Consider the following 12047-nt stretch of genomic DNA (forward strand, 5'->3'; position numbering starts at 1 on the left):
GTGAGCTTGTGAACGCGTTCACATTCACAAGCATTATTACCCATGACCCTCCAACCTTCGATAAGGGGGGTACGTGACCGGGGTCACGCAGGAATCCATGGCATATGAATCCTTATCCCAGGCTTACCGCGCGGACCTCGCACGCCCTCTCCGCGCCTCTTCCCCCGCGCTTCAACATATTGTTGAATTCGTCGCCATGAAGATCCGAATCTCCTGGCCCGCGGGCCACGTGACCGCCACTCTCGACGAGACCCCGACCGCCGCGGCCCTCATCGCCGCACTTCCGCTCGACGCCACGGCCCACACCTGGGGCGAAGAGGTCTACTTCGACACCGGGCTCACGCCCGCGCTGGAGGCCGGCGCCCGCCAGGTCGTCGAGCCCGGCACGGTCGCCTTCTGGACCGAGGGCAACGCGCTCGCGCTGCCGTACGGCCCCACGCCGATTTCCCGGGGGGACGAACCCCGTCTGGCCTCCCCCTGCAATGTGCTGGGCCGCATCGACGGCGACCCCCGCGCACTTGCCACCGTTCGCGACGGCAACGTGATCCACGTACACAAAGCCTGAGGCCGCAGGTCAACCGACCCACGGCCTCAGCGCAACGCCTTACAAATAGCCTGGCAGCACCCGCAATGCCTTACAGCGCCTTGCGGAACTCCTCCGCGGCCTGCAGGAACAGATCCATCGCCGCGCTCTCACCGATCGTCACCCGCACCCCTTCACCGGGGAACGGCCGCACGACCACCCCGGCGCGCTCACACGCCGCCGCGAAGTCGGCGGTACGGTCCCCCAGTCGCAGCCAGACGAAGTTGGCCTGCGACTCGGGGACCGTCCACCCCTGTCCGACCAGCCCGTCGAAGACCCGGGCCCGCTCGGCCACCAGCGCCTCGACCCGCTCCAGCAGCGCCGCCTCGCTGCGCAATGACGCCACCGCCGCGTCCTGCGCCAGCTGGCTCACCCCGAACGGCACCGCCGTCTTGCGCAGCGCCGCGGCCACCGGCTCATGCGCAACCGCAAACCCGACCCGCAGCCCCGCGAGGCCGTACGCCTTGGAGAAGGTCCGCAGCACACACACATTGGGCCGGTCACGGTAGAGCTCGATACCGTCCGGCACCTGCTCGTCCCGGATGAATTCGCGGTACGCCTCGTCCAGCACCACCAGCACATCACTCGGCACCCGGTCCAGGAAGGACTCCAGCTCGGCACGGCGTACGACGGTGCCAGTGGGGTTGTTGGGGTTGCAGACGAAGATCAGCCGGGTCCGGTCGGTGACCGCGGCGAGCATGGCGTCCAGGTCGTGCACCTCGCCGGAGGTCAGCGGCACCTGCACGGGAGTGGCCCCGGAGACCTGCGTGACGATCGGGTACGCCTCGAACGAGCGCCAGGCGTAGATCACTTCATCGCCGGGCCCCGCCGTCGACTGCACCAGCTGCTGGGCCACGCCCACCGAGCCGGTCCCCGTCGCCAGATGCGCCAGCGGCACCGAGAAGTGCTCGGCCAGCTCCGCCATCAGGCCCGCACAGGTCAGGTCCGGGTAGCGGTTGAAGGCCCCGGCGGCGGTCACCGCGCTCTCCAGGACCCCCGGCAGCGGCGGATAGGGGTTCTCGTTGGAGGACAGCTTGTAGGCCACGGGACCGTCGGCCGGCGCGGGCCGGCCCGGCTTATAGGTGGGAATGCCGTCCAGCGCAGCACGCAGCTTGGGGGTCTTCTCGCTCACCGCAGGTCCTCCTCGACCGTCCCGCTCGACTCCAATACTGCACACCTTATGAGGATTGCCCCGTGCGGCGGCAGCCCCCAGATCCACCGCCGGCTCCCCGCGGTGATCCCACGGCACCCCGCGCACAAGCTCTGGGGAGCGCTCCCCGCTCTGTCACGCGCCGGTGGCTTGCGCCGTGGCGCGCATCCCCCGTGAAGGTGACTTGAGACCTCTTCGAGACCTGGACCGATCGACAGGCGAGGACGATCGAAATCGCCGCGTATGATCACGGTGGACGCCAACTGCCTTTATTTCAAAGGAGATTGATGGCAAGTCACCATGCAGAAACGTACCTTTTAGCGAGCCTCGGCGAGGCCCCGCGAATGGCCGTGCCGAGCCCTACTATCGGCTCGCCATGACAGCAGCAGGGAAGCACCAGGTGAGCCGGTCGACCGGTCGCCGGCTGGGGCGGGCGGGCATCCGGGACGTGGCCGCCGCAGCCGGTGTATCGATCACGACCGTCTCCGACGCGCTCAACGGCAAGGGCCGGCTTCCGGATGCCACCCGTAGCCACGTCCGCGAGGTGGCAGACCGGCTGGGCTATCGCCCCTCCGCCGCCGCCCGCACCCTCCGTACCGGCAAGTCGGGACTCCTCGGCCTGACCGTGACCACGTACGGGGATGAACCTTTCACCTTCACCGAATTCGCATACTTCGCGGAGATGGCAAGAGCCGCCACCTCCGCGGCACTGGCCCGCGGCTATGCGCTGGTCATCCTGCCCGCAACCTCCCGCCACGACGTGTGGTCCAACGTCGCCCTGGACGGCACCGTCGTCATCGACCCCGCCGACGGCGACCCCGTCGTCACCGAACTCGTCCGGCACGGCATCCCCGTCGTCTCCGACGGCCGCCCCGGCGGCGCCCTGCCGGTCACCGGCTGGGTCGACAACGACCACGAAGCGGCCGTCCTGGGTCTGCTCGACCACCTGGCCGACGCCGGCGCCCGCCGCATCGGCCTCCTGACGGGCAACACCACCGACACCTACACCCGGCTGTCGACCACCGCCTATCTGCACTGGTGCGAGCGGGTCGGCCAGGACCCGGTGTACGAGTCCTACCCGGCCCACGACCCGTGCGCGGGCGCCGTCGCCGCCGACCGGCTGCTGGCCCGCCCGGACCGGCCCGATGCCGTATACGGACTCTTCGACCCGAACGGCACGGACCTGCTCGCCGCCGCCCGGCGCTACGGCCTGCGCGTACCCGAGGATCTGCTGCTGGTCTGCTGCAGCGAGTCCACCGTGTACGCCACCACCGAGCCGCCGATCACCACCCTCTCCCTCAAGCCCCGCCGCATCGGCACCGCCGTCGTCCAGATCCTCATCGACGCCATCGAAGGCCTCGACAACGGCCGGCGCATCGAACAGGTGATACCGACCGATCTGATCGTGCGGACCTCGTCCCAGCGACGCTCGGCGCGGACGACCGTCAGACCCCCTCGAGGACCGGCCGGCGCCTGAGTGGATGCCTTCGCACGACGAATCATGCGTAACATCGCCGCCCACACGCCTCGTTCGGTCAGGAAAAAACAGGGCGATCTCGGGAGAAATCATCCTCGATCGCCGGGCTCCGGCCGATTGACCACCCCGGGTGCGTCACAACCCGCGAGCGGCATTCCTATGATGGGCGCACGACACCGCGGACCGCCGTCGACCAGGCAAGGTCCGATTGGTGCACGGCGGCGCGACGGTGGAGGGGTCGATGACTCAGGGGGCCAGTCAGGGACCCATGGTGTGGACCATGGCGGGACAAACTCCGGCGTCTCCTCTGCCGCCCGGACCGCGCTTCGGCGCGCCCGCGGGACCGCCACCGGCCGGCCCGCCGGTCCATCTGCCCGCCGGGCCCCCGACCGCACCGCCTTTGGTGCCGACCCCGGCCGCGCCGGTCGAGCCCGAGGAGTACACCCCGACCGCACGCGACCTCCCGGTCATCGGCGCGGACCGTACGGACACCCTCATCGACCGCCCGGCCGCCGACCTCCTGCCGTCGGCCGAGACCGCCGTCGACCAGGACGCGCCCGAAGGCATGGGCCCGCTGTATGTCGTCGGTGACGTGCACGGCTATTACGACGAGCTGCGCGAGGCGCTCGCCGCCGAAGGGCTGATCGACGCCGACGGCAACTGGGCGGCCGGCAATGCCCGCCTCTGGTTCCTCGGCGACTTCACCGACCGCGGCCCGGACGGCATCGGCGTCATCGACCTGGTCATGCAGCTCTCCGCCGAGGCCGCGGCCGCCGGTGGCTACTGCAAGGCCCTGATGGGCAATCACGAACTTCTGCTGCTGGGCGCCAAACGGTTCGGCGACACCCCCGTGCAGTCCGGCGCAGGCACCGCCTCCTTCCAGGCCGCCTGGCTCCTCAACGGCGGACAGAAGACCGACATGGACCGCCTGGAGGACCACCACCTGCAGTGGATGGCCCGGCTGGACGCCGTGATGGAGGAGGACGGGCATCTGCTCGTGCACTCCGACACCACCGCCTATCTCGAATACGGCGACTCCATCGAGGCCGTCAACGACACCGTCCACGACGTGCTGACCCGCAGCGACGCCGACGAAGTCTGGGACCTCTTCCGCAAGTTCACCAAGCGCTTCGCCTTCCGCGACGAGGCTGGCTCACAGGCCGTGCGTGAGCTCCTGGACGCCTACGGCGGTGAGCGCGTCGTCCACGGCCACAGCCCGATCCCGTATCTGCTCGGCGAGGTCGGCACCGAGGACGGCGAAGGCGACGGCATCGCCGTCGACGGTCCGCATGTCTACGCCGACGGGCTCGCCATCGCGATGGACGGCGGCGTCACGATGGCCGGAAAACTGCTGGTCGTTCAACTTCCGCTGGCCGGCTGAGCGTCCACCGGAGCCGAGGCTCGCCGGACCGGTGAACCGGCGGTGGGCCTTCGGTTGGGGCGAATTCCGGTCGCGGCATTACTCATTTTCCGCAAACTCACTGTCACCCCGTGCCGGAGGCGCTCTACCATCGGGCTATCCGTAGCAGGCTCTCCTCCGTTTCCGCCCACAGCCCGGCTCAGCCGGCCGTACGGCCCTACGGAGCATCGGGGGATGCACATGAACAGCGCTCCGCACCTGCTGAACGAGGACCGCGCGGAATTCGCGCGGCTCCTCGATGAGGCACTGCGCACCGCCGAACACCGCCCGGACGGCCTCACCTCCGCCGCGGGAAAGCACCTCAGCGCCGAGCAGTTGCGCACGATGGCCCTCAGCGCCACCACCGCCATCGCCGCCTGCGCCACGGCCGAATACCAACGCTATGTCCAGCTCCGTGCCGCCCTGCGCGCACCGGCGGCGTCGTCGTCAGGGGGCGCGGCCGGGCGTGCGGAGCCGGATGAGACGGCCGACGAGGCAACAGGTCTGGCCATGGATACGGGCACGGACGACGTCACCTCCCTGCCTGAGGTCACGGAGACGGCCGGTGCCGGGCTGGCCGCCATGATCGCCGTCCTCGTCCCGGTCCTCGCCGGCATCGCCGCCATCCTCTTCCTGCTCATCGGCTATGTCCTGCGCGCCGTCAGCCCCGACAAGTCCATGGCCCAGCCGCTGATCAGCGTCGGCTGGATATTCGCCGCCCTGACGGCGGCGGGCTCCCTCGTCGCCATGGCCGGCCTCGTCATCACGGCCCTGCGCAACGGTTCGGCGTCCGCCCACGCCACCAGAGCGGACGAACTCCGCACCGTGGACCTCGACCGCGCCCACGACGCCTGGCGCCACGCCCTTCTGGAGCGCGGCCTGCTCCCCTTCCTGCGCGAGGCCCTCACCGACCCCTCGCCGGCCCCCGGCGCCGACCCCACCCGGTACGTCCCCGGCCCCGCCCCGCAGCCCCGCATCCCGACGCTGGGCTACACCCGCCCCACGTTCAGCAGCCCCGACAGCGGCTCGTCGGGTTCGCGCCCGCGCTATTCCAGTCCGGATTTCACGAGTCCGGAGTATGGCGGGCGGGGGGCGGACGGGGCGTCCTCGGAGTGAGGGCAAAACTGGCGCCGTCCGAGGGCATCGAGTCCCCCGGAGCGGCGCCAGTCGACGCGAGTGCCGGTGCGCCTGCGGGCGTCAGTCCGCCATCGGCAGATACACCCGATTCCCGCTGGCCGCGAACTCCTTGGACTTCTCCAGCATTCCGGCCTCGATCTCCTCGGGAGTGGCGTCCTCTTCGCCGCCGAACTGCTCGGTGATGCTCCGGCTGATCTTCATCGAGCAGAACTTCGGGCCGCACATCGAGCAGAAGTGGGCGGTCTTCGCCGGTTCGGCGGGCAGGGTCGCGTCGTGGAAGGCGCGGGCGGTGTCCGGGTCGAGGGCCAGGTTGAACTGATCCTCCCAGCGGAACTCGAACCGCGCGTCGGAGAGCGCGTCGTCCCAGACCTGGGCTCCCGGGTGGCCCTTGGCCAGGTCCGCCGCATGGGCTGCGATCTTGTACGTGATGACGCCGGTCTTGACGTCGTCACGGTCCGGCAGACCCAGGTGCTCCTTGGGCGTGACGTAGCAGAGCATCGCGGTGCCCCACCAGGCGATCATCGCGGCGCCGATACCGGATGTGATGTGGTCGTAGGCGGGCGCGATGTCCGTGGTCAGCGGGCCGAGCGTATAGAACGGCGCCTCGTCGCAGATCTCCTGCTGGAGGTCGACGTTCTCCTTGATCTTGTGCATCGGGACGTGTCCCGGGCCCTCGATCATCGTCTGCACGCCGTGCCGCTTGGCGATGGTGTTGAGCTCGCCGAGCGTATGGAGCTCCGCGAACTGCGCCTCGTCGTTGGCGTCCGCGATGGAGCCGGGGCGCAGGCCGTCACCGAGCGAGTAGGTGACGTCGTAGGAGGCGAGGATCTCGCAGAGTTCCTCGAAGTGGGTGTAGAGGAACGACTCCTGATGGTGCGCCAGACACCAGGCGGCCATGATCGAACCGCCGCGGGAGACGATGCCGGTCTTACGGCGGGCCGTGAGCGGGACATAGCGGAGCAGCACGCCGGCGTGCACCGTCATGTAGTCGACGCCCTGTTCGGCCTGCTCGATGACGGTGTCCTTGTAGATCTCCCAGGACAGCTCCTCGGCCTTGCCGTCGACCTTCTCCAGGGCCTGGTAGAGGGGGACGGTGCCGATGGGGACGGGGGAGTTGCGCAGCACCCATTCGCGGGTGGTGTGGATGTTACGGCCGGTGGAGAGGTCCATGACCGTGTCGGCGCCCCACTTGGTGGCCCAGGTCATCTTGTCCACCTCCTCCTCGATGGAGGAGGTGACCGCGGAGTTGCCGATGTTGGCATTGACCTTCACCAGGAAGTTCTTGCCGATGATCATCGGCTCGATCTCCGGGTGGTTGATGTTGGCCGGCAGTACGGCGCGGCCGGCCGCGATCTCGTCCCGTACGAACTCGGAGCTGACGTTCTCGCGGAGGGCGACGTACTCCATCTCCGCGGTGATCTCGCCGCGCCGGGCGTAGGCGAGCTGGCTCACCGCGGCGCCGCCCCGGCCGCGACGCGGCTGGCGCGGGCGGCCGGGGAAGACCGCGTCGAGGTTCTTGAGGCCGCCGCGGGGCGAGGTGTGCTTGAGGCCGTCGTCCTCCGGCCGCATCGGGCGGCCCGCGTACTCCTCGGTGTCGCCGCGGGCGATGATCCAGTTCTCCCGCAGCGGCGCGAGGCCGCGGCGGACATCGGTGTCGATGTTCGGGTCGGTGTACGGCCCGGACGTGTCGTACAGCGTCACGTCCTTGCCGTTGGTGAGGTGCACCTTCCGGACGGGGACCCGGAGGTCGGGCCGCGAACCGGAGACATAGCCCTTGTGCCAGCCGATCAACGGCTGATCGTCGTCGCCGTTCTCGCTGCCGCTGGCACCGTTTTTGGGCGTGCGTGCATCCTGCAGAGTCATAAGACCCAACTCCCTACGCCGGCATTACCCGGTAACAGGTTCGGCGGTCGACGCAGCGGCTTCCGTCCGCCGGCGTTTCACGTGAAACGCCGCTGGGACGAAGGTCAGCGCCCTCTCAGCCCGGTGCTCCGAGCTCCCGCGATTGCAAAGGTGCCACCACGGTAGCGGCCGATGTGGCGGGGTGAACAGGGGGCCCCAGGAGTTCTTGCAATGATCGGGCAGTGAGCCATCCCGAGCCTCAGCCCCATTCCGTAGCGCACTCGCACGCCCATAGCCACGGGCCTGCCGCACCCGTCTCACGTCATCTGCGCAAGGTCATCGCGGCGATTTTGATCCCGTTCGCGGCCGCTGTGGTGGTCGGCCTGGTCGTGCTGTGGCCGGGCGGCGCGCCGCCGCACAAACCGTCCGGTGTCGGCTTCGACCAGCCCACGGAGCAGGCCCGGGTGATCAAAGTGGAGGAGGTGAATTGTGCGGATGTGCATGCCGAGCAGCAGTCGCAGCCACCGGGGGCGCAGGGGCAGCCGGTGCCCGGGGGTGCGGCGAAGGGCAAGGAGTGCCAACAGGCGACGATCAAGGTGACCACCGGCAAGAACGCCGGACGCACCTTCCGGACGGTGGTGACGCCGGACGCCCTGCGGCGCTACACCACCGGCCAGGGCGTGGTGGTGGCGTATTCGCCCAAGGCTCCCAAGGATTTGCAGTATTCGGTGAGCGATGTCGACCGGACGTTGCCGATGTGGGTGCTGGCCGCCATCTTTGCGTTTGCGGTGGTGATTGTCGGACGGCTGCGTGGGGTGCTCGCGCTGATCGCCCTGATGGCGAGCTTCGTGGTGCTGACGCTGTTCATCCTCCCGGCGATCCTCCAGGGCTCCAATCCGCTGGTGGTGGCGGTGGTCGGCGGCAGCGCGATCATGCTGATCGCGCTCTATTTGTGCCATGGCCTGACCGCCCGCACGTCGGTGGCGGTACTCGGCACGCTCGCGTCGCTGCTGCTGATCGCCCTGCTCGGCTCGGTGTTCATCGGCTGGGCGCTGCTCACCGGCAATACGGATGACACGACCGGGCTGGTGCACGGCCTGTACCCGGACATCGAGATCCGCGGTCTGCTGCTGGCGGGGATCATCATCGGCTCGCTGGGTGTGCTCGACGATGTGACGGTGACTCAGACCGCTGCGGTGTGGGAGCTCAAGGAGGCGGATCCGTCGGCGAGTTGGCGCAAGCTGTACAGCGCGGCCATGCGGATCGGCCGGGATCACATCGCGTCCGTGGTGAACACTCTCGTCCTGGCGTATGCGGGCGCGGCGCTGCCGTTGCTGTTGCTGTTCTCGATCGCTCAGAGCAGCGTGGGGACGGTCGCCACGAGCGAGGTGGTCGCGCAGGAGATCGTGCGCACGCTGGTGGGCAGCATCGGGCTGGTCGCCTCGGTGCCGCTGACGACGCTGCTGGCGGCGCTGGTGGTCTCCGCGGACCGCCGGAAGCAGGGGACGACCGTGCCCGCTTCCGGTGTGCCGTCGGACGCCGCGGGTGGCCGGTCCGGGCGGCACGGGTCACACGGCAGGCGCCGTAAGCGGTGATGCCGCACACGTGGTCGTTGCCGTATGCGGTGACGATGGGGAGCCGGTGGCGGTCGGGGATCCGGCGGACGGGCCGGTCCCGGGTCAGCCCGCCGGCGCCTCCGTGAGGATCCTGTCCAGTACGGCCTCCAGGGTGTCGCACACCTCTTCCTCGCCGAGCGGGACCAGCCGGTCCGTGCGGTCCAGGAAGGCGGCCAGGGGCGGTGCGCCCGACCGGAACAAGGCCCGCTCTGCGCCCACTTGGAGGCTGATGAAGACATCCCCGAGGTGTTCTGCGGACGACGGCTCGATGCGCACATCCCCCTCGCCGGACGGCCGGCTCAGCCCGTCCAGTAGCAGTTCGCGGCTGAATGCCCAGGTCACGGGCATATCGCCGGGGAGATCAAAGGTGAAACGGACGGCAAACGGGTCCGCGATGTCGAAGTCGAGTTGCACCGGGATCCGGAACGCGAGCTCCTCGGAAACGAGGAAGCTCATGATCACTTCTGCCTGAACTGTGTCGGTCATCAACCACTGCCCCGCAATTGATCGGAGATGGCCGGGAAACATCCCCACTAGCCCTATTGACGCCATCGTCTGTCACGTGCAAGCAGATCACAAGGAGTGAGTTTTCAGATACTGATAGAGAACGCGAGTGTCGTTAGGGTCATCTCCGCCATTGTTCGTAGTTGTTCTGTGACGGTACGCAATCGATGCAGTTCGTCGGCCGGAAGAGATACCGCCAGTGCCGCGGCCGCCGAGCCGACCCGAACGGGAATGGCGGAGCACACAGTGCCCAGGGCATATTCCTGTTGGTCGTACGCGACATTGCCGCGACGCACCGTGTCCAGGCGGCGCAGCAGATCGTCCTCGGTCCGCACCGAGAACGGCGTGAGGGGCTGCACGGGATAGCGCGCCAGGTGCTCCTTCCGGGCCGCGTCGTCGAGCTGCGCGAGCAGGCACTGGCCGATCGCGTGGGCGTGCGCAGTGGTACGGAAGTCCGCCCACTCCTCGACCGGCGGGCGTTCGGGGTCATCGGTGACGGCCACCATCTCCACCTCACCCTCGCGGTAGACGCCGAAGTAGACGGCGGCGCGCAGCTCCCGGCCCGCCATGGCCAGCGCCTCGGAAATGTGGGTGCGCTGCCGGCGCCGGGCGCCGGCCTGCCCCAGGGCCTCGGCCGCCTCCCCGAAGACGAAGACGCCGTTCTCCCGGCGCAGATAACCCTCGTGGGTCAGGGTCCGCAGCAGGTGATACGTCGTCGGGAGCGGCAGTCCGGTCTCCCGTGCCAGCTGTTTGGCGGGCGCCCCGTCGGCATGCGCACCGACCGCTTCCAGCAGACGGAGCGCGCGCTGCACCGATCCGATCAGCGTGGGATGAGAAGCGGATTCGCCGTTCCCGATTGCCAACGCCACTCCCCCAGGACCCGCTGTTTCCGGAACGTCAGCATCCGGAAAACGGCTGCGATCCGCACTCTAGCCGGGGCGATCAGGCCGGTAGGCCGAAAGCCGATGAGTTAACTCACCTGGCGCACGTCCTGACCGGATGCGGCGTGAGCTGATGCCGTGCGCGCCGTCCGGTGAACGGCCGACGCCCCGCTCCAAGGGCCGGAGCGGGGCGTCGTCGGACGGGAATCGGCGGAGACCGGACGGCGTCAGCCGGGCCAGAGGGCCCGGCTCGTGGCCGAGACCTACCAGTCGCTCTTCGACGAGGACGAGGAGGATCCGCTGACCCTGCGCACGAGATAGATGACTCCGGCGATCAGGGCTGCCGCCAGAAGAATCTTGAACAGCAGGCCGATCACGATGCCGACCGCCGTGGCGATCATTCCGCCGAACACCACGATCAGGATGACGGGCAGCACGACCCAGGTGACCCACCACGGAAGCGCTGCGAATATCCCCTTACCAGCCACTGCTCTGCCCTGCTTTCTCTGTCGGTGTGTCGCGTCGGTCTGTCGCGTCCATGGCACCGTCCGCATCTCTCGCGTCTGCCGCGTCGCGTCTCCGGTCCCCCTTCACCATCGATGCTAGGGCGCCGGAGGCGGCTGTGGGGGCTCCGCAGCCCCCACGCTCCCCTGAGCCGACCCTTACGGGTTCGGGGACCGCACCTCAGCTCTCGGGCGGAGAAAAGACCACCATGACCCGTAGGTCCTCGCTGATGTGATGGAACTTGTGCGGCACTCCGGCCGGCACATAGACCACACTGCCCCGGGCCACCGACTGCGTCTCGGTGCCCACGGTGATCGCCGCCCGGCCGCTGACCACCAGATACACCTCGTCCTGGGCGTGCGGCTGCTGCGGATCGGTGCTGCCGGCGTCCAGCGCGTACAGCCCGACCGACATGTTGCGTTCCTGGAGGAACTGCAGATACGCGCCGTCGTTCGCGGCCCGCTCCCCTTCCAGCTCATCCAGTCTGAAAGCCTTCATGCCGTTCGCACCCCTCAAGGATTCGGAGTCGTCTGCGACGATCTCACCATGAAGCATTTTCTGGTCAAGACGATCGCCAACGCCGCGGCGCTTGCCGTGGCCATCTGGCTGCTCAAGGACATCACGCTCACCGGCAACAACATCGGCCGCAAGATACTCACGCTCGTCCTCGTCGCGCTGATCTTCGGACTGGTCAACTTCATCGTCAAGCCGGTGGTGAAGCTGCTGTCCTTCCCCCTGTTCGTTCTCACGCTCGGGCTGATCACCCTGGTCGTCAACGCGCTGATGCTGCTGCTGACGTCCGTGCTCGCCGGGAAATTCGATCTGGCCTTCCACGTGGACGGCTTCTGGACCGCGGTACTCGGCGGCGTGATCATCTCCATCGTCGCCTGGGCGATGCACATGATCCTTCCCGAGGACGACTGACCGCCTCAGGCGCCAGGGACCAAACATCCG

General features: G+C 68.6%; 12 protein-coding genes. 6 read left to right on the forward strand and 6 right to left on the reverse strand.

The window, feature by feature from the left end; all coding sequences use genetic code 11:
- The first annotated feature begins 196 nt into the window (after positions 1 to 196).
- Entirely contained in the window at positions 197 to 565 is a 369-nt protein-coding gene (locus tag ACZ4S3_RS13310) for a cyclophilin-like fold protein (protein ID WP_467931838.1), read from the forward strand.
- Positions 566 to 635: 70 nt separating this feature from the next.
- On the opposite strand, the gene hisC is transcribed toward ACZ4S3_RS13310, so the two are convergent.
- Positions 636 to 1715: a histidinol-phosphate transaminase gene (hisC, locus tag ACZ4S3_RS13315; protein WP_467931839.1), complete on the reverse strand. Its 1080-nt coding sequence runs from the start codon at positions 1713 to 1715 to the stop codon at positions 636 to 638.
- A 394-nt stretch (positions 1716 to 2109) separates the two neighbouring features.
- Here hisC and ACZ4S3_RS13320 point away from each other — a divergent pair, with 394 nt between their 5' ends.
- From ACZ4S3_RS13320 to ACZ4S3_RS13330, 3 genes are all read left to right on the forward strand, one after another.
- Positions 2110 to 3210, forward strand: coding sequence for a LacI family DNA-binding transcriptional regulator (locus ACZ4S3_RS13320; RefSeq protein WP_467931840.1), 1101 nt, complete (start codon positions 2110 to 2112; stop codon positions 3208 to 3210).
- Between the two features lie 280 nt (positions 3211 to 3490).
- On the forward strand, positions 3491 to 4591 hold the full coding sequence (locus ACZ4S3_RS13325) for a metallophosphoesterase (RefSeq protein WP_467931841.1): 1101 nt from the start codon (positions 3491 to 3493) through the stop codon (positions 4589 to 4591).
- A gap of 213 nt (positions 4592 to 4804) precedes the next feature.
- Positions 4805 to 5725 carry a hypothetical protein gene (locus tag ACZ4S3_RS13330; protein WP_467931842.1) on the forward strand — a complete coding sequence of 307 codons (921 nt, stop codon included), beginning with the start codon at positions 4805 to 4807 and terminating at the stop codon, positions 5723 to 5725.
- Between the two features lie 81 nt (positions 5726 to 5806).
- On the opposite strand, the gene thiC is transcribed toward ACZ4S3_RS13330, so the two are convergent.
- A complete protein-coding gene (gene thiC / locus ACZ4S3_RS13335) occupies positions 5807 to 7609 on the reverse strand; it encodes a phosphomethylpyrimidine synthase ThiC (protein ID WP_467931843.1) in 1803 nt (600 codons plus the stop codon).
- 221 nt (positions 7610 to 7830) lie between these two features.
- On the opposite strand from thiC, the gene ACZ4S3_RS13340 reads away from it, so the two are divergent.
- On the forward strand, positions 7831 to 9183 hold the full coding sequence (locus ACZ4S3_RS13340) for a YibE/F family protein (protein ID WP_467931844.1): 1353 nt from the start codon (positions 7831 to 7833) through the stop codon (positions 9181 to 9183).
- Positions 9184 to 9267: 84 nt separating this feature from the next.
- Here the strand turns inward: ACZ4S3_RS13340 and ACZ4S3_RS13345 are convergent, their stop codons facing one another.
- The 4 genes from ACZ4S3_RS13345 to ACZ4S3_RS13360 all read right to left on the reverse strand — a co-directional run bounded on the left by ACZ4S3_RS13345 (position 9268) and on the right by ACZ4S3_RS13360 (position 11591).
- Entirely contained in the window at positions 9268 to 9690 is a 423-nt protein-coding gene (locus tag ACZ4S3_RS13345; RefSeq protein WP_467931845.1) for an SsgA family sporulation/cell division regulator, read from the reverse strand.
- 104 nt (positions 9691 to 9794) lie between these two features.
- Positions 9795 to 10565: an IclR family transcriptional regulator gene (locus ACZ4S3_RS13350; protein WP_467932468.1), complete on the reverse strand. Its 771-nt coding sequence runs from the start codon at positions 10563 to 10565 to the stop codon at positions 9795 to 9797.
- 287 nt (positions 10566 to 10852) lie between these two features.
- Complete coding sequence (locus ACZ4S3_RS13355) at positions 10853 to 11077, reverse strand: DUF5326 family protein (RefSeq protein ID WP_467931846.1); 225 nt, start codon at positions 11075 to 11077, stop codon at positions 10853 to 10855.
- Positions 11078 to 11273: 196 nt separating this feature from the next.
- Complete coding sequence (locus tag ACZ4S3_RS13360) at positions 11274 to 11591, reverse strand: cupin domain-containing protein (RefSeq protein WP_467931847.1); 318 nt, start codon at positions 11589 to 11591, stop codon at positions 11274 to 11276.
- Between the two features lie 48 nt (positions 11592 to 11639).
- On the opposite strand from ACZ4S3_RS13360, the gene ACZ4S3_RS13365 reads away from it, so the two are divergent.
- Positions 11640 to 12017, forward strand: coding sequence for a phage holin family protein (locus ACZ4S3_RS13365; RefSeq protein WP_467931848.1), 378 nt, complete (start codon positions 11640 to 11642; stop codon positions 12015 to 12017).
- Positions 12018 to 12047: the final 30 nt, after the last annotated feature.

The organism is Streptomyces sp. NPDC028368 (assembly GCF_055565615.1).